The sequence below is a fragment of the Micromonospora sp. NPDC048170 genome (assembly GCF_040652795.1).
Taxonomy (GTDB): domain Bacteria; phylum Actinomycetota; class Actinomycetes; order Mycobacteriales; family Micromonosporaceae; genus Micromonospora.
Genome location: NZ_JBEZMR010000006.1, coordinates 176,924 through 200,441 on the forward strand (window position 1 = coordinate 176,924; position 23,518 = coordinate 200,441).

Here is a 23,518-nt window from a genome sequence, read left to right on the forward strand (position 1 = left end):
AACTGGCGGGCTACAGATCTTGAAAGGTCAGGTTGGATTCCGCGCGGTCGGAGCGTTTCGGTAGGGTCGCCACTGTGAGCGATGAGCCTCCGGTGCGGGTCGGGCTCCGGGTCGAGGACGTGGGCGCGGCTGCGACGTTTTACGAAGGCTTCGGTTTCGTGCCGGTCGGAACGGTGCCGGGTCGGGATGGCAAGGTGCTGATGGCGATCCTGCGTCGGGGCCCATTGCAGCTGCTGGTCGATGCGTTAGTGGGCATGCCGTTCCCAGACAGTGCGCGGGAGCGTCAGACGCTGGCAGGGCCGCGCGGTCTGGGCGTGGTCATCGGTATCGAGGTAGAAGACGTTGATGAGATGGCCCGGTGGTGCCGCGTCGCGGGCTGCGTGATCGGGGCTGGCCCGCTGGATGCTGTGTGGGGCGAGCGGTACGTCGAGGTCGAGGACCCATACGGGTATGCCTGGAAGTTTTTTCAGGTGCTGTCCGGTGTGCGAGACGACGGGCTGCAGGCGACGGCTGACGCTTGGCTTGAAGCCGGCAATGACAAGTGGGTTGGCCGTTCAAGTTAGGGCCGGTGCGGCAGGAGGGTCAGGCCGGTGTGGGTGAGGAAACCGTCGAGTAGATCGGGGCGGTACTGGATGCGTTTGAGTCGGTTGCGGATGATCGCCAGGAGGTGGTCCAAGCCGCAGACGGCGAGGTTGCCGATGCTGCGTTTGAGGTGAGACCAGACCTGCTCGGTGGGGTTGAGGTCGGGGGCGTAGGCGGGCAGACGGATCACGTGCAGCCAGTCTCGGGCGGCGATCATTTGCCGCATGGCGGCGCTGATGTGGGTGTTGAGGTTGTCCCAGACGAGCACGATCGGCCCACGGAGCTGCTGGTGGGCGGCGTCGAGCAGGCTGATGTAGTCCCGTTCGCCGAAGCTGCGGCGTTCGTTCTTGCGGCCGCGGTGGACGATCGTGCGGTAGATCAGCCGGGGACGCCGGCCGGGTTTGTAGCAGGCCAGGCCGGCGATCGAGATCCTTCCGGATCCTTTACCCGACACGGGGACTTGTGGAGTGTGACCGCGTCGGCCCCAGGTGCGGGCCTTCGGTGGGCGCAGCGTCTGACCGGCCTCGTCCTCGAAGCAGATCCACGCCTGCCGCTGCGCCGCTACCGTTTTCCCGCCGGCCACACCTCCCGCCGCCACGTCGCGACCGCACCCTCGTCGCGCTCGACCGGCCGATGCGACGGGACCTGCACCGACCAGCCGATGCGATGCAGCAGGTACGACGTGCCGCGCAGCGTGTAGCGGATACGGAACATCCGGACGATCAGATCCGACACCCGCACCAGGGTCCACCGCTGATCATCACCGAAGCCGTGCGTCGCCGGCCCCTCGTCCAACGCGTCGGCCAGCCGCCGCAGCCGAGCCTCATCCAGCCGGCACCGAGATCCACCAGGCCCCTTTGACGCAAGGGCGTCCTCGCCACCGGCCCGCCACCGCTTGCGCCACCCGTACACCGCAGTCTGCGACACCCGCAGCCTGGCCGCGACCTCCGGCACCGACACCCCCGCAGCGAACCACCCCGCCGCCTGCCGCCGCACCGCCTCCCGCTTCGCCCGCCCCCGCGCGGACAACCCACCTCCATCGGCATACCTCATCACCCCGGCCTACAGCGATCGACGGCAAAGATCACGCCGACACACCGGGCCACGGTGGATCAACCTGGCCTTTCAAGATCTGTAGCGCGCACGGCTCGGCCGGTAGCTGATTGCCCGCGGTGTGCACCTCGACGAGCAAAGACCCCATCCGCTCACCCTTGGCCAGGGCGGCCGAGGACATGTAACCCCACACGTCGACACCGTTGACCTTGTCCTCGAACTGCGCCTGGTGCATCCGCAGCGGCACCTGGTCAGTGGGCTGGTTCGCCGGGTTCTCCGGCGCGGTGTAACCGGCGGGCACGACGGAGATGATCTCGTCGAGTAGCCGGATTCCCTGGTCGTATCTGGAGCCTGCTCGCGCGGTGCGGTCCTCCTGCGGGTGGCCGTCCGGTCCGGTCGGCCACGGCTGGGCGGTGTCCTTCGATGACGGAGGCGGGGCGGCCTGCGGCGCCGGACCTGCTGGGCTGTGGCCGCCGGCATCGGGGGTGAACATCGTTGCGGCGCCAGCGACCGCCAGAATCGTCGCCGCCGATCCGGCGCAGGCCCACAGGGTTCGGCGGCGGCTGCGTGCGCGTCGGGCGGTGCGCAGCGTGGCGGTCGTAGCCATCGGTGGCGGCGGGGTGCTGGTCGCCATCTCGCTACGTAGCGTCTCGCGCAGGTCGTCCTCGTTCATCGTCTTCCCTTCTCGATTCCCGCTGTGGGTGGGTGACAGGAGGCCCCGCAGCATGTCCAAGCCGCGGGAGGCGGCGGCCAGTGCCTGGAGCATCACTAACCGGTTCTCTGGCGAGTCCGGCGGTGCCGGTCGCTCGGCGTCGTCCCCGCCCACCCGCTCCCGCCGCCACCAGCCGCGGCGCCGGCCGTCGAGGAAGGTCCGGATCAGGATCTGGCGCACGTAGGCGTCCAGCACCTCATGGCGCGAGACCCGGCTCCAAGACAGCTAGAGCTTGGTGAACGCGGTCTGAACCAAGTCCTCCGCCCGGTGCCAGTCGCCGCAGAGTAGATACACGGTGCAACGCATTGCGTCCGACCTCGCCGCGAAATACTCCGCGAACGCCGCGTCGCGATCACCCATCCAGGCCTCCGATCCCCCATTTGAGATAGTCACGTAAAGTCCGGCGCCCAGGGTTGCTCCTGGGAGGGATTTTCTCCGTGCCGCCAGGTCTGGCCGGACGCGGGAGACGGAGCGATGCCAGGCAGGGCGCCTTGAGCGCATGCTGTGAGAGATGAAGGTTCACCCGGCGAAGCCCCGGACTGGCTGGCCAAGGTGGGAAACGGCCGTGATCAGCGCGGACAAGCTGCCCCGCATGCAGCCTAACGAGTGACTTCCTGACAGAGGTGCCTTTCGCGCCATACTGCCTAGCTGCGTCAGACTCTCGCGGCACGCGGCTCCTGTCAGAGAACCGTTTCGCCGAGTGATGCGTCCTAACCTTGCGTGATGGATGTGGACGACGAGGAGCTGTTGCGCCTCGTCGGGAGGGGTGACCGCGGGGCGTTCGACGTGCTGTATGCGCGTAACGCGCCGTGGTTGGTGTTGCGTCTGCGCCGCCGGTGCCGGGATCCGGAGTTGGTCCGGGAGGTGGTGCAGGAGACGTTCCTGACGGTGTGGCGGGCTGCGGCCGGCTACCGCGGGGACGGTGCGGCGGTGGGTTGGCTGTGGTCGGTGGCGGCCGGTCGGTTGATCGACGCGCGGCGGCGTGCGTTGGTCCGTCCGCAGAGTGTGGGGGCGCCGGGCGAGGACGTGTTGGCGTTGTCGCCGTCGGCGGAGGACGAGGTCTTGGCCGGTGCGTACGACGCCGAGTTGGAGCGTGCGCTGCACCGGTTGGCTCCGGAGTTGCGGGCGGTGCTGCAGGCGACGGTGCTGGACGGCTTGACGGTGCGGGAGGCCGCGGTGCTGCTGGGTGTGCCGGAGGGCACGGTGAAGACCCGGGCGATGCGGGCACGCCGCGAGTTGCGGGAGGCCCTGTCATGACCGGGTTCCACGTCGACGCCGCGGTACTGGCGGCGTACGGCGAGGGGCGTCTCGCTGACGTGGACGCGTGGTCGGTGGAGGCGCACCTCGACCGCTGTGCGGCCTGCCGGACGAGCATCGCATCGGACGCGTCGACGGCTCTGGTGGTGGAGGCGGTCGCGGTAACGCTCGGCAACCGGTTGCCGCGGCAGGGGCGGGTGCGGCGGGCGACCGGATGGCGGCGGGTCAGGGTGTTGGCGGGTGCGGGGCCTGCAGCCCGGGCGGCGTGGTTGCTGTCGGTGGCCGTCACCGGGGTGCTCACCGCGGGGTTGGCGGTCAGCCCGACGGTGGTCCCGCCGTGGCTGCTCCTGCTGATCGCGCCTGCGCTGCCTGCTGGCGGTACGGCTCTGTCGTACGGGCCGCGAACTGATTCGCTGCACGAGTTGATCGCGGGGACACCGCAGGGAGGCCTGCGGATTGTGCTGTGGCGCACGCTGGCGGTCCTCGCGGTCGCGGCGCCCGTCGCGGTCCTCGCTGGCGTGGTGACGGGCATCGGTACGCCGGGGCTGTGGCTGCTTCCCTGTATCGCGTTGACGGTCCTGACGCTGGCGCTCGGCTCGCTGATCGAGCCCGCGTACGCCGCGCTCGCGGTGGCGAGCGCGTGGACGGTGGTGGTGCTGGCACCGCCGGTCGGAGGTGTGGCAGTCCTGGTGTCGAGCGGTCCGGGGTGGCTGGGCGTCACCGCGGTGGCCGCGGTGGTGGTGTATGTGCGTCGGGAACGGGTGGGGAGGCAGCCGGCATGACGATGGTGAGCGTCGACGGCCTGCGGGTCAGCTACGGCAAGCGAGTCGTCTTCGACGGCCTGGACCTTGAGCTGGGGGTGGGGGTGCACGGGTTGCTCGGCCCGAACGGCGCTGGCAAGACCACCCTGATGCGGGTCCTGGCCACGGTGCTGCGACCCGACCGGGGCGAGGTCCGGCTGCTGGGCCACCACATCGGCGACCCTGCGGCGTTGCGGCAGGCGCGCCGCCAACTGGGGTACCTGCCGCAGACGTTCGGGTTCTACCCGCGCTTCACCGTGCGCGAGTTTGTCGAGTACTTCGCCTGGCTGAAGGAGATGCCGCCGGCGCGGATCCCGCTGGCGGTGGACCGGGCGATCGAGCGGGTCGGCCTGCTGGAGCGCGCCGACGACCGGATGAAGCACCTCTCCGGCGGGATGCTGCGCCGCGCCGGCATCGCCCAGGCCATCGTGAACGACCCGCGGCTGTTGCTGTTGGACGAGCCGACCGCCGGTCTGGACCCGGAGCAGCGGGTGCAGTTCCGGGCGCTGCTGCGGGAACTGGGCCTCGATACGGTCGTTCTGGTCAGCACGCACCTGGTCGAGGACGTCGTCGCGGCGTGTACCCGGGTGAACCTGGTCGACGGCGGGCGGCTGGTCTTCACCGGCCTCCCCGACGAGCTGATCGCCGCCGGTGGAGACGGCGACAGCGGCGACTCCCCCATCGAACGCGGCTACACGACGGTGTTGCGCGGTGCGCGGACGGCACCGCGGTGAGGCGCGCGCTGAGGGTGGAGCTACGCCGCGGCACGGCGCCGTTCGCCGCTGCGGCGATGTTCGGCGCCGGAGTGTGGATGCTGGCCGTGCATCCGGACGACTGGGCCGGCCGGTGGGCGGGCCTCGCCAATTACCTGCGGGTGTCGCTGCTGATCCTGTGCGCTCTGATGATCGCTGCCGGGGCGTGGCAGGCCGGGCGGGAACGGCGGCGCGACATCGACGAGCTGCTCGCCTCCACCCCCCGCCCGGGCTGGCAGCCACTGGTGGTGGCCTGGCTCGCCGTCACCGTGGCGGGAGTCGCCGGACTGCTGGTCGCGTTCGCCGGAGCCGGGGTGCTGATCGCCCGGGTGGCGACGTACGCCGGCGGAGGCTGGTGGTGGACGCTTGCCGTCGGTGTCCTCGCCCTGGCCGCCGCCGCCGCGGTCGGAGTCCTCGTGGGCCGGCTCGTTCCGCTGCGGGTGGCGGCCCCGATCGCCGGCCTCGCCACCTACCTGGGCCTGGCCATCGTCACCTACTGGGATGGCACGCCCGGCGCGTGGCTATCGCCCGTCTACGGCGGCTGGGCGGTGTATTCACTCGTCCCCGGCCGGGTCACCGCGTTGCAGGCAGCCTGGCTGGTGGCCCTGACGGTCCTATTGCTCGCCGCCGCCGCGCGGCAGCGGCGAGCGTCCCTGCTGGCTGGCGGACTCGCCGTCGCCGTCGCGGTGCCGATCACCACCGGCCCGGGCACCTACCGCCTCCCGGCCGATCCGGCTGCGGTCGAGTTGGTGTGCACGAGCAGCGGCCCGCAGGTGTGCCTGTCCCGGATCAACGCGTTCCTGATCGACGACGTCACCGCGGTGGCCCAGCCGATCCTGGGACGTCTCGACGGGATACCCGGAGCGCCCCGTCGGGCCGCCGACCAGGCCGCTCAGCCGGCCGGCCAATCTTTCGAACGGGATGACGGCACAGTCTGGCTCAGTCTCGACTACCAGTCCACCGCGCTGGGCGGCTTGGTCAGCCGGAAGAGCCTGCGGGCGGACTTCCGGCAGGTGACCCGGGCCAGATGCGAAGACCCGTCCAGGTCACGCAGCATCGACCAGCGGGTGTACCGGACCGACACCCTGGCCACCGACTGGATGCTCGACGAGGCAGCCACCCCGGACGACGTGCCCCTCACCAGGCTCCGCGCACTACCGGAGCCGGCGCAGCGTTCCTGGTTCGCCGCCTACCTCGACGCCGCCCACCGATGCGACATCCCGGCGCTGATTCGCCTCGGCGAGCAGTCGTGACCGGCCGCCTGCTCACGCTTCATCTGCGCTCCCGCGGCGCGACCATGTTCGTGGTCGGTGTCGGCGTCATCGCGCTGCTCGCCTGGGCCGCCGGAACATGGCTCGCCAGCCGGCCCTACTTCGACGGGCCCGCCGCCCGCGTCCCCGTGGTCGCACTCGCACCGCTGCTGGCCGCACTGCTGCTCGGTCCCACCCTGGCGGGTGCCGACGAGGACCTCGACCGCAGCACACCCCTGCCGTGGCGGGCATGGCGGGCCGGTCACCTTCTCGTCGCCGCCTTCGTCACCGCCATGGCGCTCAGCGTGGCCGGACTGCGGGCGCCCGACACGTACGGTGCACACGCCCTGGTCCGCAATGCTCTCGGTTGTATCGGACTGGTCGCTGGCGGGGCGGTGCTGCTCGGCGGGCGGCTGGCGTGGCTGCCCGCCTTCGGCTACGTGTGCGCCGTGTACGCCGCCGCTCCACGCCAGACCAGCGTCGTCGTTGCGGCTTGGGCTTGGCCGATCCAGCCCTCCACCAAGACGGCATCCTGGTTGACCGCTGCCACGATATTTGCCGCCGGCACGGCGGGATACGTGCACGGCGGGTGCCGCGCTCGTTCAACAGGCGCACCGTGAGCTGCAACAGAGTCGGCGTGGGCGGCCATAGTGTGGTGTGAGGCATCAGGTACGGCCATCGGACGAGGAACTGTGGTCCTCGATCGCCGCCGGTGACGAGTTGGCGTTCGGTCGGCTCTTCGACCGGTACTCCCGTGCGGTCTACAACCACGCGTTCCGGCTGACCGGGTCGTGGTCCACGGCCGAGGACGTCACCCAGGCGACGTTCCTCGTCGCGTGGCGCCGCCGGAACGACGCGCGGCTCGTGGACGGATCGGCGTTGCCGTGGTTGCTGGTCGTCGCCACGAACGCGGTCCGCTCCGAGTGGCGGTCGGCGCGCCGGTGGCTGGCGCTGCTCCGGCGTCTACCCACGGAGCGCTGCGCCGATGGTGACCTCGCCGACGAGGTGGCCGCACGGCTCGATGACGAGCGGCGGATGAGCGAGGTCCTCTCGGTGGTCCGCCGGCTACCGCCGGCGGAGCGGGAGGCGGTGGCGTTGTGCCTGTGGTCCGGCGTGTCGTACCCGGACGCGGCAGCCGTGTTGGGCATCAGCGAGGTGGCGGTGCGGTCGAGGGTGAGTCGCGCGCGCAGCCGCCTGGCGCGGCTGCTGCCCAAGGAGATTCAGGAGGGGAAGCGGTGAACAACATTCTCGACCTGCCCGCGGAGCGGGACCTGCCGCCGAAGGCGGCGCACGCGATGCGGGCCCGGATCCTTGGTTCTGTGCGCCCGCACCCCGCTCGTCCGCCACGACTGCGAGTCGCCGTGGCGGGGGTGGCGCTGTTGGCCGTGGCGTCCGGTGTAGCGGCGGTGGTGTGGCAGCGGCCGGTCCGGGCGCCCGTGCAGGTGCTGGCCATGGGATCGGGTGAGTTGTCGCCGGCCCTGCGGGACGCGGCGCAGCGGTGCCTGCAGTGGAACTCGCCGCATCGGCAGACCCGGCAGGACGAGAGCGAGCGCCCTGTCCCGGTGTCCCTGGCCGACCTGGCGGTGGCCATCGAGCGGGGTGACCGCACGCTGGTGTTGTTCATGAACGACGTCGGCTACGCGACCTGTGACGCGGAATCGGCGGGTACCGACCAGGAGTCCGGCGGTCACGCCAGCGAGCCCTGGCGGCACGGTTACTGGTTGCCGGGGCCGGTGCAGCGGCTGCTGCTGACGTCCACCGAGCACGACGGCGGGGACGTCAATGTCAGCGGCCGGATCAGCGGGCGCGTCGACCGGCTCGTGCTCGACCACGGCGACGGGCGCAGTACAACAGCTCGGCTCTCCGGGGGAGCGTTCGGCCTGATGACCAGCGATGCCCGCCTCAAGGCCGGCAACGATCCTGAACTGGTTAGCTACGACGCCCACGGAACGGAGATCGACAGGCGTCCGCTGTTCCAGGCCGAGGACCAACTGGAGCGCTGCTATACGGGCCCGGACGGGAAGCGGATCTACGGCAATCCCACCAGCGACTGCCGTCCTGCCGAGAAGTGGGGGCGTTAGCCATGATCGGAGGCTGACCGCTGCCTGCGGCGTAGGGTCGTCACTCGCGGGTCAGCCCCGGTGGCAGCGCATCTTCGTCAGATTGAATTTGGCGGGCATTGACCACGGGGTCGCGTTGGAGAGTGTGGATCACGGGTGCCGGGCCGCCGACGCAGGTCCAGGTGTCGTCCCAGAGCGCGGAGACCAGCCACGACCGGTCGGCGGGGAAGAACAGGTCGGGTAGCGCGCCGTGCGGGTGGCGGATGTGCCCACCGGTGCGCCAGGTGAGGGCCTGCTCGGGGCCGGCCTGGACCAGCACGTACGGCCAGTTCCAGTAGAGGAAAACCCTCGGGGCGTGGGGAAAGACGACGTCGTGGGCGCCGGTGTCGAGGTAGGCCAGCCACCAAGGCTGGTCGGGCGTGTGCGTGGTGAGGTCCTCGATCAGGGCGTGCTCGTAGGCGGCGGCGGTGAGTCGTCGACCTGGTACGTGGTGGCGTAGGCGGCGAAGACCGGCGGGATGGCGGTGGTGATCGAGACACCGGCAGTGGTGCGCCCGGCGATCCAGCTCACGTCGGCGGCGGCGCCGATGCGCCAGTCCCGCCCGTCCTTGGTGACCTGCACATCGCTATTCAAGCCGCTGTAGCGACGGCTGGCGTGGGAAGCAGGCTGGTACCGCACATCGTGTCCGGGATGCTGGCCGGCGACGGCGGCAGGCTCAGGGTTGCCGCGCCCGCGGAGCCAGGGGGTGGGGATGGCTGAAGTGTGTTCCGCCGTGATCGTGGCTGAGCCTCGAGGTGCCACCCACTTCTCGCTCCGCGGGCCGGTTGGTTGAACGGGCGCGGCCCTGCGGGCCGTAGGCCCTGATGCCAGGAGGCGGTGGGTATGGCTGCGTGTGTTTCGTCGAGATCGCTTGGCTCACGGTAGGAGATGCCACCCGCTGCTTCGTCGTCTGCGAGATTCGGTAGACCGCTGATGGAGATCCGCGACCTGCGTTCGCCTCGTGAGAAGGTGCCGGCAAGTCCGAACCCGCAGACCAGGGCCATTCGCAAAAAACAGACCGATCATGTGAAGGGGCGCGAGGGTGGCGAAGTTGTGGATCGGCGTGGACATCGGCAAGACCCACCACCACGTCGCCGCCATCGACGGCGACGGCCGGCTCGTCTACTCCCGCCGCGTCGCCAACGACGAGACCTCACTGCTCACGGTTATGGCCGAGGTGTCGACGCACGGCCGGCCGGTCTGCTGGGCGGTTGACGTCACCACCGGCCTGTCGGCGCTGCTGTTGACCCTGCTGTTGACCCTGCTGTGGCGGCGGCAGGTTCAGGTTCGCTACGTCTCCGGGACCGTCGCGTTCCACATGGCCGCCGCGTTCGCCGGGGAGAACAAGACGGACGCCCGCGACGCGGTGGTCATCGCTCAGACGATCCGCATGCGCCCCGACATCCCGATCCTGGAACCCTCCGACCGGCTCCTGGCCGAGCTGACCGTGCTGACGGGCTACCGCGCGGACCTCGTCGGGCAGCGCGTTGCGACCCTGTTCCGGCTGCAGGAACTACTCACCGGGATCAGCCCCGCCCTCGAACGGGCCGTGGAGCTGAACCGGAAGGCCCCGATGATGGTCCTCGCCTGCTGGCAGACCCCGGCCGCGATCCGGCACGCCGGCGTCGACCGGATCACCGCCCTGCTCCGCCGCGGACACGTCAAGAACGCCGTGCAGGTCGCCGAGGCGATGGTGGCCGCCGCCCGGCAGCAGACCGTGAACCTGCCCGGCCAACGTGCCGCCGCCGTGGTGGTCGGGCAGATGGCCACCGAGATCCTCGCCCTGGAGCAGCGCATCGCCGCTGTCGACGACCTCATCGCCGAACAGCTCGACCAGCACCCGCTGGCGCCGATCATCGGAAGCCTGCCCGGCATGGGTCCCCTGCTCACCGCGGAACTGCTGGTGCACACCGCCGGCATGACTGAATACGACAGCCCCACCAAACTCGCGGCACATGCCGGCCTGGCACCGGTTTCCCGCGACTCCGGAACGGTTGCCGGGAACCATCGGCCTGCCCGCCGATACCACCGAAGACTGCGGCACATTCTGTGGATGGCCGCGTTCACCGCCGCCCGGGAATGCCCCACCTCACGCGCCTACTACGAGAAGAAACGCGCCGAAGGGAAAAACCACCGCCAAGCCGTGCTCGCCCTTGCCCGACGACGCGTCGACGTCCTCTGGGCACTCATCCGCGACCGCAAAACCTTCACTCGCCCGGCACCCACGGTCCGCGCCGCGGCCTGAACCAGCCCGCTCCACGCCGTCGCGAACCCATCGCACCGGCCGCTTCACCCTGCCCGCCAAGATCAACCAGAGTCACATAGAGACTCCTCCAGCGGATGCCAACCCGTGCCAACCGGTGCCAACGCGGGTCACCGTGGCCGACCGCCGGTCGCAACCCGGGGTTCGTGTGCTCCGGGTGTGCTCCTGGGCTGGGAGAACACGGGTCCGGGTGACGTGGGTGAACGTGGGCCACTCCCTGCCACCCCAGGTGAACCCGCAGGTCGCTAGACTAGGCCCTCGCGCCCTCGTAGCTCAGGGGATAGAGCATCGGTTTCCTAACCCGAGGCTCCGCCCGTGTCCGCAGGCTGATGACCTGCGGCTTCTTCATTTCCCAGGTTGGATGCCGGTCGCGATGCGGCGTCGCTGTGCTCGCTTGCTGAAGATCAGCAGTTGGCTATCTGGGGTCTCGGCACTTGAGCAGCTCCTCCACGAGCTCCCACGCCGGTCGCGCCCCGCCAGCGCGCAGGTCGATCAGGTCGGTTTCTGGGCTGTCGTCGGCTGCGGCTTCCCCGACTGCGAGGTGGGCCGTGAAGTGGTCGGGGGCAACGCCACGCCAGTGGCACCTCCGGGCGGCGTCCAGAACGTGTCGCCGGGTGCGACCTCGACGACCTCGCCGTCGCAGGACTGGTTCAGCCCGCGTCGCTCGTGCAATGCCGAGCCGCGGGACCGAGACCTTGATTCCGGGTTCTCGCACATCGTGTCCGAGGTCTGGAATGTGGTGGCCGTTCGGTGTGTGGCTGTGGGCCGTCTGCGCTGGGCGGTGTGTTTGGTTTGCGGTTGTTCGATAGTGACCCGGTGTGTCAGGCTGCATGGCTACGGGTGATGCTGCGGCGTTCGCGGTTCCCCGAGCCGCCTCGACGTTTTTGGGTGGATGCGTTACGGAGTAGAGCTGTTCGTCGATCGCAGAGCCGAGGCAGGGAGGGCGCTAGGCCTGATGAACGATGCAGGGCTGGCGGGACCGGAGTCACTCGATCGAGGCCAGCCCGCCGTCATCTTCACCCGGGCCGTGGAGGTGCACCGGCTGGCGGTGGCCGGTCGGGAGCCGGTCATCGCCCGGGACGTCGGGGATCGGGTGGCTCGGGTGTGGCTGCGGATGTCCCGGTTCGCGGATGCTGCGGCGCTGGCCAGCGCGACCCTGACCCTGGGCCCGGATGCCGGCGCGTTCTACCACCGCGGCTGGGCCCGGTTCGCCACTGGGCAGCCCCAGCTGGCGCTGGCCGACTACGAACAGGCACTGACCCTGTACCGCAACGTTGGCGACCGCGCCAATGAAGCCGCCGCCCTCAGCAATATCGGCCTGGTGTATGCCGGGCTTGGGGATCGGCAGCAGGCTGCGGCCTACTTCGAGCGGGCCCTGCCCATCACGCGGGAGGTCGGCAACCGCGCTGGCGAAGCCACCACCCTCAACAACATCGGCCTTGTCTACGACGGGCTCGGGGACTGGCAGCAGGCCCTGGCCTACTTCCAGCAGGCTAGACCGATCCAGCGGGAGGTCGGCGATCGCGCCGATGAAGCCACCGCCCTCAGTAATATCGGCGCCGTGTACGCCAGGCTTGGGGACCGGCAGCAGGCCCTGGCCTACTACCAGCAGGCCCTGCCCATCACACGGGAGGTCGGCAACCGCGCTGGCGAAGCCACCACCCTCAGCAGCATCGGCTTGGTGTACGCCGGGCTTGGGGATCGGCAGCAGGCCGTGACCTACTTCGAGCAGGCGCTGCCCATTCGGCGGGAGGTCGGCGACCGCGCTGGCGAAGCCACCACCTTGAGCAACATCGGTGGCGTGTACGCCGGGCTCGGGGAGTGGCAGCGGGCCCTGGCCTATCACCAGCAGGCCCTGCTTATCCAGCGGGAGGTCGGCAACCGCGCCGGCGAAGCCACCACCCTCAACAACATCGGCCACGTGTACGCCGGGCTCGGGGACTGGCAGCAGGCCCTGGCCTACTTCCAGCAGGCTAGGCCGATCCAGCGGGAGGTCGGCGATCGCGCCGGTGAAGCCACCACCCTCAACAACATCGGCGCCGTGTACGCCAGGCTCGGGGACGGGCAGCAGGCCCTGGCGTACTTCCAGCATGCCCTGCCCATCCAGCGGGAGATAGGAGACCGCGACGGCGAAGCCAGCACCCTCAACAACATCACGAGCATCAGGGTTCAGCAGGGTGATCTGACGGGGGCGATGGACGCGCTGCATGAGGTCCTTGGCCTTGTGCGCGCTGTAGGCGACCGCAGTAAAGAAGCGACGGTGAGCTTCAACATGGCTGTGCTGCTCGCGCAGATGGCGCGCGCAGATGATGCCGTCGAGATCCAGCGCCAGGCGGTCGCGCTGGCCGAGGCGACAGAACATCCGTCGCTGCAAGCGATGCGGGCGTTTCTCATGCACCTCCAGGAACAGAAGGGCTAGGCAATGGGTACTGCCACACTTGAGGTTTCAGGGGCGCAGGCCGCGCAGTGGGCCGCGGATCTGCACGCCGTGCTGGCCGCGAACGCCGAAGCCGGTGACCGTGTGTCGCCGGTCGAGGTGGACCGGTCGGCTGCGACCGTGATCGCCGTGATCGGGCTGGTGTTCTCCGGCGTCGGCACGGCCAAGACCATCTGGGAGTGGTGGCATCCCAAGCGCCAGGAGGGTGGGACCGTGAAGATACTGTTCGGTGACGGTACCCAGCTGACCCTGTCCGACGTCAGTCAGCAGCGGTTGGAGATCGTCTTCCAGCAGGCCGAAACGCCGCAGCGCTGACGGCCGGAGACGATCGGTGAGCCAGTTGAACCCGTTCGAGCTGGAGATCTTCGAGCAGACCTCCAGCTACTGCGAGGTGCGCCTATCCGCAGAGGGGAGCGTGCCGCGAACCCGTGGCCTGGACCGGGCGGCCGTCGACCAGCTGATCGACCTGGTGGAGCGTGACTACAGCCAGGACGCGGTCGCGCAGCGGGTGTACGGCTCGCCGCGGTTGCGGGATCTCGGCGCGAAACTGGCCGCGTTCGTCGACGGTGATCAGCGATGGCTGACCCCGATCCTGGACCGGCCGCCCGGAGCCATCCTGCGTATCACCGCAGAGCAGCGACTGCGGCATCTGCCCTGGGAGCTGTTGTGCCAGGACGGCTCGTTCCTGACTGTCGCCGGGCCCGCGCCGCTGCTGCCGGTCCGGGCCGTCGGCACTGGCGCGGCCCTGCAGGCTCCCGTCACGCCGGGGAATCGGCCGCTGCGTGTGCTGTTCATGGCGACCTCCCCAGAGGGTGTCGAGCCGGTGCTCAACTATGAGGCGGAGGAGGTGGCCATCCTGGCCGCGACCTCGCGGACCGGCACCGATCTGGTCGTCGAGGAGAGCGGGACCCTGGAAGGATTGCGGTTCCTCGCCCGCGACTACGGTAAGGGCTATTTCGACGTGGTGCATCTGAGCGGCCACGCGACCACCGCTACGGGACAGCCCACCTTTGTGGTGGAGAACGAGTTCGGCAGGTCCGCCACCGCCACCGCCGATCAGATCGCCCAGGCGATGGCCGGGTACTGGCCCCGGCTGGTCTTCGTCTCCGGCTGCCTCACCGGCGACGCCCCCGACCGGGGCGCGTTTCCCTCGATGAGCGAAAGCCTGGTCCGCGCCGGGGCGCCCGCGGTGCTGGGCTGGGCGCTGCCGGTCGGCGACGTCTCCGCGACCGAGTTCGCCGCCGAACTCTACCGGGCTCTCGCCGGCGGCCAGGCGCTTGACCAGGCTGTCATCGAGGCCCGCCAGCACCTGTACACGAACCAGCGCGGCAGCTGGCACCTGCTGCGCGTCTACGCCGACCGCTCCCCGCTCGCCCCGATGGTCACGCCCCTCAACACCAAAGGGCGGACACGGATCCAGGTCCGGGCCGCCGACCAGGAATTCCTGGATCCGCAGACCCAGCTGTCCCGGGTCGCCGCCCGCGCCGCGTTCGTCGGCCGCCGCCGCGTCATCCAACGCTGCCTGCGGACCCTCAGACAGCCCCTGCACGAGCCCGGCGGGGCCGAGGCCCTGGTCCTGTCCGGCATGGGAGGGTTGGGCAAGAGCAGCCTCGCCTCCCGGCTGCTGGAGCGCATGCCCACCCACCAACGCGCCGTGTGGTTCGGCCGCGTCGACCTCACCAAGTTCCGGGAGCTCACCACCAAGGTCCGGTTCCCGGCGCTGGAGCAGCAGGCCGAGGCCGACCAGGTCCTGGGCAACGACCAGGTTCCCTTGGCCGTCCGGCTGCGATTCCTGCTCGACATCGACGGACCGCTCGGCCAGACCCCGTGCTTGTTCGTGTTCGACGACTTCGAGGACGGCAACCTCGACGAACGCGACGGCGGCCACATCCTCTCTGCCGCGATGGCCGAGATCCTTCCGGCCCTGCTCACCGCCATCCGCGAGACCGACAGCCCGAGCCGGGTCATCATCACCAGCCGCTACCGGTTTCCCACCCCCACCGGCACCCGCGTCGCCGCCGAGGCACTGGAAACCCTCATCGACGTCGAGCAGGCCAAGAAGATCGCCAATCTGCCGAACCTGCGCTACGGCTCGCTCCTCGACCCTGGTATCCGGGACCGCGCGATCGCGGCCGCTGCCGGCAACCCGCGCCTGCTCGACTGGCTCGACCGGATCGTCGCCGACCCCACCCTCGACATCGACGGCCTCATCGCCGCCATCGAACACGAAGCCGACCGATTCCGCGAAACCATCCTCGCCACCAAACTCCTCGGCTCCCAGGACCCCGAGCTTCAGCGGATGCTCGCCAAACTCAACGTGGTCGAACTGCCCGTCCCCGGCGAGACCGTCCACGCCATCCACGACCACCCCGACACCGCCCGGCACATGCAACGCGCCACCCAACTCGGCCTCCTCGAAGCCGGCACCGACCCCGAAACCCGCCAACCCCGCTACTACGTCTCCAACATCCTGCGCCCCTTCCTCCGCCTCCTGCTCACCGACGACGAATACATCGCCGCCTGCGCCGCCGCCGCCCGATCCCTCCACACCCTCTGGATCACCGGCCCCCAGCCCGGAACCCCGTCATGACCTCCCTCGCCCGGGCGGTGGAGGTGCACCGGCTAGCGGTGGCTGGTCGGGAGGCGGTCATCGCCCGAGAGGTAGGGCGTCGGGTGGCCCAGGTGTGGCTGAGTACGTCCCGGTTCGCTGAAGCCGCGGCTCTCGCCAGTGGAACTCTGACCCTGGGCCGGGATGCCGACGCGTTCCACGACCGTGGACTGATCCAGGCGCTCGAAGTCATCGCTCACGCGGCCCGAACCCCTACGGGGGCGATGGCCGCTCAGGTCTGGCCGTTCGGGCTTGACAACCCCCGCGGCATTCATCGAGCGCAACAGATGGCAACGCCGAGGTGTCCAGTCGGATACACGGCGGCGCGGACGGACGGTTCCGAGGGCGGCGTAGGCCTGCTGATTCGGCGCCAGTGGCCCATTCATTGGGACAGGCCACTGGCGCCCTTCAGCGGGCTCGGGCGGTGCTTCCACGGATACCCTAGAGACAAGAACCGCACCTCCAGTGGGTTTCGCCCTGCCCGCAGGCGTGCACCAACGCGTACAACAAGTTGGCCCCACTGCACGCGCGGACCGTGCGTAGATGATCTTGGCGTGCGGCATGCGAGCACCCCTCGCGCCGGGCTCGGCCACCCATCCGCGCGACCTGACGCGTTGCGCCATAGGAGTAGGACACGAGACCGGTACGCAGGCGCCTCGCCCCGTCAGACGGGGTTGCGCCGGGTCCCGCACTTCCGTGCTTGACCGGCACAATGTTGGCCATGACGCTGGCGTATGGGCAGGCGCACCGCACGTTCCTCCAGGAGGCTGTGCCGGACATTCAGCGTCTGATTGACCTCCACACGTCGGAGACCGGCGCGGGGCCCGGCCGGCGCCGCACCGACATCCAGGTCGTTACCCGCTCGGCGATCGTCATGACGTGCGCGTCGTGGGAGGCGTTCTGCGAGGACCTTGCCTCGGAAGCGCTGCGCAAGATCGCGATCCGCACGAAGGACCCAGCTGACCTGCCCGCCGAGATCAAAAAGACGTTGAAGAGGAGTCTCCTCGCCGAGAAGGACGACCTCGCAATCTGGTCCATCGCCGGACGAGGTTGGAAAGATCAGCTCAAGCTACGCGCCGACATGATGGTTTCTGACGAGGATCGATCGCTCAACACACCGAAGCATCGGCAGGTCAAAGCCTTCTTCCGCGAAAACGTCGGCATTGGGGACATCACCCAATGCTGGTCGTGGGTCCGCTGCCAGCCCGATACCGCATGCCGGAAGCTGGACGAATTCGTGGCGCTACGTGGTTCGATCGCCCACCGCCGAGCCCCTGCCGGGAGCGTGTATAAGCGGGAAGCGGTCAACTCTCTGGACCTCGTGCAGAGACTCGCTTCGTGCACTGCGAAGCAGGTCGACGAGTTTCTCGCCAAGACGACCGGCCGCGGCCTGATCAGACGACACATCAACGCGTAGCTGCGGGGGAACGAGGGCCATCGACGCGGCTTGGGCCAGCCGGCGGAACGGCGAAAGTTGGCAGCGTTCTGCCAACGCGTCTCCGCATGCCCGAACGGAGCGGCGGGCGGCGCCTCAGGCCGGTCGTCAGCGTGGAACTATGTGCGACGCGCAGGACGGGACTCGGAGGGGCGATGCGAAACATTGAGGAGCAGGTTCACCGGGTGTGGAACCCCGAGGTGCGGCCCCTGGTGGGTGAGGCATGGCGCTGCTACAACTCGGGTACGACACGCGCGTGCATCGTCGCGACGTGGGCTGCGGTGGCCGCCGATCTCATCGAGAAAATCGTGCGGCTAGCTGACGACGGCGAGGGCGACGCGCGGGCGTTCCGCACGAAGGTAGAAGACGCCCAGAGCGCAGGGCTTACGGTCGCGTCGGTCAAGACGATGCAGGAGGTCGAGCGGGACTTGCTCGACCACGCTGTTCAGCTCGAACTCATCGACACGATCACCCAACGGGAACTCGCCCGATTGCGTGAGGACCGCCATCTGTGCGCCCACCCATCGCTGCGCAGCCTAGGGGAGGCCTACGACCCGCAGCCCGAGGTCGCCCGGGCGCACCTAGCGGTGGCGCTGGACGCGTTGCTGACTCAGCCGCCGAGCCAGGGCCGACGGGTCGTCGAGGAATTCAAGCAGCACCTGTGCGACCCGCTGTTCTCCCCAAGCCCCACCCACCTGACCGCCACGTTCCTGCATCGAACCCGCCGCGTTGCCCGACGCAAGATCGTCGACCTAGCCGTAAAGCACGCGATCCGGGAGCTACCGCCCGACCCTGGGACCCCCGTCGACCCGATAATGCTCGCTGACCGCATGGCGCAGTGCCTTCGCGCCTTCGCCGAGGCCGACCGGGACCTGGTCCGCGACATGCTCACCAAGTCCCTCGATAGCCTTGCCACCCTGCCGGGCGCCCAGGTACTGAGGGCCACCGCGCGGCTCGGTGATCTCGACGTGTTCTGGGAGCAGCTCAACCACCCACTCGCCGACCGCCTCGACGAACTCGTCAACGGCCTGGCCCCGAGCGGGCACGAGGCATTGCCGGAAACGCACGCCGACGTACTCGCCCTGGTACGGGTCGACCCAGCACGCCAGCGCCTAACCCACATCGAGCACGCCTTCGAGCGACTCGTGTCGAGCAACCGGGCGGCCGTAATGGCGCGCAAGCCCCACCGGTACTTCGTCCGGCACGTACCTCGGCTTCTCGCTGAGGCTGGCGGGTGGCGGCAAGCCGAACACCTGACCCGGCTGGCCGTCGTCCCCTATGGCCCTCTACTCGACGCCGAACTCCTGGGTCAGACGCTGACGAACTGGGCAACGAACACCCAGTGCCGCACTGCTGGCGAAATGCTGCAGCTCGCCGTCGACCTTCATCGCGCTACCGCACACCTCGGCGCTGCCGGTGAGGCGGAATGGCGCAGCTTCCTAGAACACGTTCGGACCCTGGAGGATGCCGAGAGCTACTACCGCTATACCGAGCTTGAGGCGGCGATGGCCTAGCGACCCGGCGTGTTCCGTCCATGCGGGCGCGGACGGGGGCGTGAGGCGGCATTCGGGCCAGCTGGTGCACAGGACTGTGGTGCACGAAGGCCGCCCTACCTCCTCCGCAAACCTCGGTCCCGCGCTCGCGACAGAGGAGCGTTGCACCGCTCATCACACCGCACACTCTGATCGCGCACGACGAGCCCGCACGCTTTCTCCGGCCAAAAGCGTCGCGGGCGGCCCGCCTGCAGACTTCTAGGTCGAAGACATCCAGGTCCTGTTCGGCATGCCGCTGGCTTCCGGATGCCGGGTCAGACCTGGTGGCCGTCGCCGATTGGCGGCAGGGTCGTTGCCTGATGTGCCGCGACAGCAACGCTCGCTCGCCGAGGAGATGCACATGTCGAACGCTGATCCCCCTCGCGAAGCTGAGGAGCCCGTCGTCGTTGAGATCGACGGGCTGTTGTGGAAGCCCTGTCCTGGGGCCGAGGCGACGGCGGCGGAGTTCGAGGTCGCGAGGTCGCTGTTCATCGAGGCACACCGCGAGGCCAGGTGGAACCAGTGGCTAGAGGCCGAGCGTGCCGCGGACCTGAAGGCGGCGACGGCGGTGATGGGGCAGTGGACTCGCGCAGAGCCGGGCTTCCGGCACAAGACCCCACAGGAGGTTGAGGAGTGGCTCGCCTCCTGGGAAGCGGAGTACGAGGCAGAGCGGGCTGAGCGGGAGCGGCAGCGGCGGGCACGAGCAGCCGAGTACGACGAGCACCGTCATCAGGCGCGCCTCGCGCTGGTAGAGCAGCAGTCAATCCTCAAGGCCCAGCTCGCCGAGCGGACCGGGCTGCAGGAGAAGACACACTTCCCCGGTATGGAGGAGCGACGTCGAGCAGCGAAGACCGCGAAGCTGGACGCAGACGTCGCCGAAACCGAAGCGACCATCATTGCCCTGATGGACAAGGTGGGTGACCCTGAGACGGTCGTGGACGTCAACGGGTGGCTGCCGTCCCATCGGCGGGAGCTGGCGTTGACTGACTTCATCTACTGGCGGTGTGACGAAGTGCAGCGGCTTCGGGGAGAGGTGGACCGGCTCACCGCCGAGGTGGGGGCGGCTGACCGGACACAGCGGCGGGAGCTTCGGGCGCAAGCTGACCGGGTCAGACGCAGATTCGATGCCCTGCGAGCCATGACGCCTCTCCAGGCGAAGGACATGTGCCCCGAATGCTTCCGGCCCGCCGGCTGGCACGGCTGGTCAACCTGTGGCGACCCGGCCTTCCTGGGGTGTGGTCCGTGCCCTGCATGGCCACGCTGGTCGGCGCGGCTGCACCGTCTGCACGAGATGCTTTCGTCGTCTCAGAAGCATCCTGAACCTGCGGCCGTGCCGAAGCCCCAGCCCTTGGCGGTCATTTCCTCCGGCAAGTCGATCGACGAGGTCGTCGAGGAGCTCAGCCGCATCCGTGCTGAGCATCCGGGGGCCGAGGTTCGCCGCGGCAGCCGCAACCGGTGGGAGATCTGGCCCAGCGAGAACGCCGCCTTGCACAGCGGGTTGGATCGCTAGGAGATGGCGGTGGAGGTGACACCGGAACTGGTGCTCGACCGGGTGAGTTCGGCGGGCGGCCGGCTCAAACTGGAGGGCTCGGACGAGGAGTCCCTGGCCGCGTGGCAACACGCGGCGAAGGTGGCCAAGCTGCGGCTCCTACGAGCCGGTCCGCAACGGCTACGCACCTGGTCGTTACCGGGTGGCATGTCGCTGCTGCTGCTGGAGGTCGACCGCCAGGGCGTCGAGTTGCCCGCGCTGGCGCCGCCGGATCAGCCACCCCGGGAGTGGGTTCCGCCTCCGCGTCCACGGCCCCGCACGCAGGAGTTCCTCGGCCGGATCGTCCCGGTTCCCTCGAGGGTGCGCCGCTCACACCGCATCGTGCAGGATCTCACCGAGGCGCTTGACTACCCCGAGCGGATGATCTACCAGCACCGGCCCTACCTGATGCCCAACAAGCGCCGGCCCGTGCAGCGGATGCGCCAGATCTGGCAGGCCATCATTACCGAGGCCGAGTTCCGCGGGTACGAGCCGCTGTTCCGGCACAACCGACGGGACCACTACGACAGCGGCCAGCTGATCCTGCGCATCGACCGGGACGAGTTCCCGCTCCAGCTCTACGGGGAGCGCGGCAAGCCGCTGCAGCTGACGATCAAGGAAGTGCACCCGGCGCGGCGCCGCGGCTACGACACCTGGACCGACACCCCCGACAAACCCCTGCACAGGCAACTCGGCGAGATCTTTACCCATATCGAGCGGTGGGCCGACCTCCTGATCGCGCGCCGCGAGGCCGAGGAACGCCGCGAACAGCAGCGCCGACGGGAACGGGAGCGGCGGGAAGCCGAGGCTCGACGCCAGTTCACCGAGGACCACCGCCGCAAGACCATCCAGGCGCGCATCGGCGAGCGGCAGTTCGCCGACGACGCCCGCGCCTACGCGGCAGCGCTATCGGCGGTCGCTGACGACTTGGAGCCGGACCGTGCGCAGGAGGTGCGGGCCTGGGCGACGTGGATCCTGCAGCATGCCGACCGCGTGGATCCCCGGCTCAGCCGGGAGGGCATGCCGACGACGCCGAAACCCGAGCGGGATGACCTGCGGCCGTACCTGCCGGCGGGGCACTGGTACTACTAGCCGTGGTACCAGCGGCGGTTCGGATGCCACGGCTGATCGGGCGGCGCCGCAGAAGCAGTTCTCTCGGCGTGCTGCTGTCTCGGTGTCCGCACGGCCGCCGATGGTGGTGGATCGCTCGGGATTCCGGGCGGGTCGGCCAGCGGGTCAAGGTCATCGGCATAGGTGTGTGCCCACGCCAGCCACGGGTCGTCGATCCGCATGCCAGCGGTGACGAGATCTGCCCAGTAGGAGCGGATGTCCTCGGCCAGCAGCCACGCAGCCACCTGCTGCCGCAGCATCTGGTCACGGTGCGCCGTCACCACCCGGTCGCGTTCCTGCCGCAGCCGCAACTGCTCGGCCCGCGTGGCAGCTTCGCGACGGTCACGTAGCCGCCGGCCACGCTGGCGCAGGTCCGTCAGGATGGCGGGCAGCTCGCCCTCAAGGCGCTTGCGGGCGTAGTCCTTCCACTCGGCCACGCCGGTGTCTGCATCGGTGACTGTGAGCACCAGGCGCAGCGTCCAGCGAGCTCCCTTCTCCTCCCGTACCCGCACCTCGAGAGGCTGATCGTCGACGACCACGCTCAGCAGCGCCTCCGTACTGGACCTGACGGCCCATTCCCGCTTCTCTGCCTCCAGGCATAGCGCCTGCAGGAGCAACAGCGTCCGGGAGCGGTTCTCGTCGGACTCCGGTAGGCGGCTGGGCTGCTCACGCAACCGGTCGATGACCGGATGAGGATTCACCAGGAGCTCGGAGACCGGCACCGATGAGTGACTTGCCCGCTGATACTGCTTGCTCGGGTGGCGGCCCCGCCGTAGCTCGATCACTAGATCACCGGTGTCGCGGCCGCGGTGAACCAGATGCCAGCCCTTGGGCACGTGCCCGCCAAAGCGCACCGCATGGATCAGCCGACGCCACGCCGCCCTCACCGGCTCCGGCGGGTCAAGAACCTGCACAGACCCCTCGGCCTCCTCGAGCAGGTCCAACAACCCCTGCACTGAGGCGGGCGGCATCGTGGAGCCGGGCAGGGCATCCATGCAACGATGCTTGCACAGCTGCTCGCGACGACGAAGGAGGCTGGCGGCTGCTCCGCGACGCCCTCTACGTAAGGCAGGCAGATAAGGAAGCGGGCGGACCCACGCGGTCGCCCTATGCGTGATGATGAGCTCCCGCCTCACCGCCGATTGGGACCGTTAGGCCGCCGTGGCGATCGGGCTGCGGCGGCTGATGATGCTCGGCCCGGATGAGGGCGGCGAGGTGGTTGCCAGCTTCGGTGGTGTCGACAGGTCCACCGGCCAGCTCAGCGGTGAGTGCATCAATCGGGTAGCGGGCAAGCACGTGGTAGCGGGCCAGGTACACCGCGACCGCCGCGACCTGGTAGCCGCTGACGGCGGCGAGCAGCGCGTAGGTCAGGACTTGGTCGATGAGACCCTCGAACTGGTGGGTCTCGATGAGGTGGCCGGTCTTGAGTTCCACGATCGTGGCGCCGGCGAGCATGTCGGCGACCCTGAGGCCATCGAGTAGCGCGGGCCCGGCGGTTGCGGGGCCGTAGCTGCGCAGCGCAGCGCGGAATCCGCTGAGGTAGCTGGCCCAGAAGGCGGCAAATGCTGGTCGGGCGGCACGGGTCGCGGCCGCGCAGACGGCGATGGTGCGGCGATCCCGCAGTGGACCTTGCAACGTGGCATGGGCCTCGTCCGGCGTGGTGACGGGAAGCTGTCGCAGGGCTTGTTCGAGGATGCTGAGCACGCTGCCCACCGTGAGCAGGCGAGCCCCTGGCACGGCAGAGTTGGTCCTGCGCCACGCCGCGTCACCTCCCGGCTGGTCGGGCCGGTATCCGGCCGTGGTGAGGAGGGTCCGGCGTCCGGTCTCGGGCAGGCTCGCGAACAGGTGCGGGTAGGGCGGGGTGTCGCACAGGTCGAGTGCGAAGGTCTTCTCGATAGCGCGGCCGAAGTGTCGCGGATTCGGCGGGCACACGGTGATCGGCGCAGGGGAGCGGTGGGTGCGTTGCCGCAGGTCGGCGATCAGCTCCTCGCGGTATGGGAAACGGCGGGCCAGCCACCGTTTCGACGGCAACGGCTCGAGGTCGGGGCGGAACACATACATCGGACACTCCTCGGCAGGAGGGCACACCAGCGCGGCTTC

23 protein-coding genes are annotated in these 23,518 nt (G+C 69.4%); 16 read left to right on the forward strand and 7 right to left on the reverse strand.

The window, feature by feature from the left end; genetic code table 11:
- Positions 1-74 precede the first annotated feature (74 nt).
- Positions 75-563: a VOC family protein gene (locus tag AB0D32_RS12540; RefSeq protein ID WP_120723800.1), complete on the forward strand. Its 489-nt coding sequence runs from the start codon at positions 75-77 to the stop codon at positions 561-563.
- Here the strand turns inward: AB0D32_RS12540 and AB0D32_RS12545 are convergent.
- Genes AB0D32_RS12545 through AB0D32_RS12555 form a run of 3 tightly spaced genes read right to left on the reverse strand, consistent with a single transcriptional unit; the run spans position 560 to position 2,542 of the window.
- On the reverse strand, positions 560-1,180 hold the full coding sequence (locus AB0D32_RS12545) for a transposase (RefSeq protein ID WP_186832190.1): 621 nt from the start codon (positions 1,178-1,180) through the stop codon (positions 560-562). The two genes, AB0D32_RS12540 and AB0D32_RS12545, sit on opposite strands and share 4 nt — an antisense overlap.
- Complete coding sequence (locus AB0D32_RS12550; protein ID WP_186832191.1) at positions 1,144-1,635, reverse strand: winged helix-turn-helix domain-containing protein; 492 nt, start codon at positions 1,633-1,635, stop codon at positions 1,144-1,146. The genes AB0D32_RS12545 and AB0D32_RS12550 overlap by 37 nt, the downstream gene beginning before the upstream one ends.
- Before the next feature lie 31 nt (positions 1,636-1,666).
- On the reverse strand, positions 1,667-2,542 hold the full coding sequence (locus tag AB0D32_RS12555) for a hypothetical protein (protein WP_357088455.1): 876 nt from the start codon (positions 2,540-2,542) through the stop codon (positions 1,667-1,669).
- 525 nt (positions 2,543-3,067) lie between these two features.
- Here AB0D32_RS12555 and AB0D32_RS12560 point away from each other — a divergent pair.
- The 7 genes from AB0D32_RS12560 to AB0D32_RS12590 are packed head-to-tail and all read left to right on the forward strand — an operon-like array spanning position 3,068 to position 8,487.
- The gene (locus tag AB0D32_RS12560) at positions 3,068-3,604 is read left to right on the forward strand and encodes an RNA polymerase sigma factor (protein ID WP_357088457.1); all 537 of its coding nucleotides are present in this window, start codon (positions 3,068-3,070) and stop codon (positions 3,602-3,604) included.
- Positions 3,601-4,386: a zf-HC2 domain-containing protein gene (locus AB0D32_RS12565; protein WP_357088460.1), complete on the forward strand. Its 786-nt coding sequence runs from the start codon at positions 3,601-3,603 to the stop codon at positions 4,384-4,386. The genes AB0D32_RS12560 and AB0D32_RS12565 overlap by 4 nt, the downstream gene beginning before the upstream one ends.
- Complete coding sequence (locus tag AB0D32_RS12570; RefSeq protein ID WP_357088462.1) at positions 4,383-5,138, forward strand: ABC transporter ATP-binding protein; 756 nt, start codon at positions 4,383-4,385, stop codon at positions 5,136-5,138. The genes AB0D32_RS12565 and AB0D32_RS12570 overlap by 4 nt, the downstream gene beginning before the upstream one ends.
- Positions 5,135-6,409, forward strand: coding sequence for a hypothetical protein (locus AB0D32_RS12575; protein ID WP_357088464.1), 1,275 nt, complete (start codon positions 5,135-5,137; stop codon positions 6,407-6,409). Before AB0D32_RS12570 ends, AB0D32_RS12575 begins: the two co-directional genes overlap by 4 nt.
- A complete protein-coding gene (locus AB0D32_RS12580) occupies positions 6,406-7,026 on the forward strand; it encodes a hypothetical protein (RefSeq protein WP_357088466.1) in 621 nt (206 codons plus the stop codon). Before AB0D32_RS12575 ends, AB0D32_RS12580 begins: the two co-directional genes overlap by 4 nt.
- A gap of 37 nt (positions 7,027-7,063) precedes the next feature.
- Complete coding sequence (locus AB0D32_RS12585; RefSeq protein ID WP_357088469.1) at positions 7,064-7,645, forward strand: RNA polymerase sigma factor; 582 nt, start codon at positions 7,064-7,066, stop codon at positions 7,643-7,645.
- Positions 7,642-8,487, forward strand: a complete 846-nt coding sequence (locus tag AB0D32_RS12590) for a hypothetical protein (protein WP_357088471.1) — start codon at positions 7,642-7,644, stop codon at positions 8,485-8,487. The genes AB0D32_RS12585 and AB0D32_RS12590 overlap by 4 nt, the downstream gene beginning before the upstream one ends.
- 40 nt (positions 8,488-8,527) lie before the next feature.
- Here AB0D32_RS12590 and AB0D32_RS12595 read toward each other — a convergent pair whose 3' ends face one another.
- Positions 8,528-8,785: a hypothetical protein gene (locus AB0D32_RS12595; RefSeq protein ID WP_357088473.1), complete on the reverse strand. Its 258-nt coding sequence runs from the start codon at positions 8,783-8,785 to the stop codon at positions 8,528-8,530.
- A gap of 122 nt (positions 8,786-8,907) precedes the next feature.
- Complete coding sequence (locus AB0D32_RS12600) at positions 8,908-9,087, reverse strand: hypothetical protein (protein WP_357088476.1); 180 nt, start codon at positions 9,085-9,087, stop codon at positions 8,908-8,910.
- 460 nt (positions 9,088-9,547) lie between these two features.
- On the opposite strand from AB0D32_RS12600, the gene AB0D32_RS12605 reads away from it, so the two are divergent.
- From AB0D32_RS12605 to AB0D32_RS12640, 8 genes are all read left to right on the forward strand, one after another.
- Entirely contained in the window at positions 9,548-10,750 is a 1,203-nt protein-coding gene (locus AB0D32_RS12605) for an IS110 family transposase (RefSeq protein WP_357088479.1), read from the forward strand.
- Between the two features lie 973 nt (positions 10,751-11,723).
- Positions 11,724-13,187 (forward strand): tetratricopeptide repeat protein, encoded by a 1,464-nt coding sequence (locus tag AB0D32_RS12610; protein WP_357088482.1) that lies wholly within the window; start codon positions 11,724-11,726, stop codon positions 13,185-13,187.
- A gap of 3 nt (positions 13,188-13,190) precedes the next feature.
- Positions 13,191-13,520, forward strand: a complete 330-nt coding sequence (locus tag AB0D32_RS12615; protein ID WP_357088485.1) for a hypothetical protein — start codon at positions 13,191-13,193, stop codon at positions 13,518-13,520.
- Positions 13,521-13,536: 16 nt separating this feature from the next.
- Entirely contained in the window at positions 13,537-15,795 is a 2,259-nt protein-coding gene (locus tag AB0D32_RS12620; RefSeq protein WP_357088488.1) for a CHAT domain-containing protein, read from the forward strand.
- 739 nt (positions 15,796-16,534) lie between these two features.
- The gene (locus AB0D32_RS12625; protein WP_357088491.1) at positions 16,535-17,230 is read left to right on the forward strand and encodes a HEPN domain-containing protein; all 696 of its coding nucleotides are present in this window, start codon (positions 16,535-16,537) and stop codon (positions 17,228-17,230) included.
- Between the two features lie 173 nt (positions 17,231-17,403).
- Positions 17,404-18,762, forward strand: a complete 1,359-nt coding sequence (locus AB0D32_RS12630; protein WP_357088494.1) for a hypothetical protein — start codon at positions 17,404-17,406, stop codon at positions 18,760-18,762.
- 379 nt (positions 18,763-19,141) lie between these two features.
- Positions 19,142-20,290, forward strand: a complete 1,149-nt coding sequence (locus tag AB0D32_RS12635) for a hypothetical protein (protein WP_357088497.1) — start codon at positions 19,142-19,144, stop codon at positions 20,288-20,290.
- A gap of 9 nt (positions 20,291-20,299) precedes the next feature.
- The gene (locus tag AB0D32_RS12640; RefSeq protein ID WP_357088506.1) at positions 20,300-21,400 is read left to right on the forward strand and encodes a hypothetical protein; all 1,101 of its coding nucleotides are present in this window, start codon (positions 20,300-20,302) and stop codon (positions 21,398-21,400) included.
- Here the strand turns inward: AB0D32_RS12640 and AB0D32_RS12645 are convergent.
- Together AB0D32_RS12645 and AB0D32_RS12650 are read right to left on the reverse strand one after the other, a co-directional pair.
- On the reverse strand, positions 21,397-22,413 hold the full coding sequence (locus AB0D32_RS12645) for a hypothetical protein (RefSeq protein ID WP_357088509.1): 1,017 nt from the start codon (positions 22,411-22,413) through the stop codon (positions 21,397-21,399). The genes AB0D32_RS12640 and AB0D32_RS12645 overlap by 4 nt on opposite strands.
- Before the next feature lie 112 nt (positions 22,414-22,525).
- Positions 22,526-23,479 carry a hypothetical protein gene (locus AB0D32_RS12650; RefSeq protein WP_357088512.1) on the reverse strand — a complete coding sequence of 318 codons (954 nt, stop codon included), beginning with the start codon at positions 23,477-23,479 and terminating at the stop codon, positions 22,526-22,528.
- Positions 23,480-23,518: the final 39 nt, after the last annotated feature.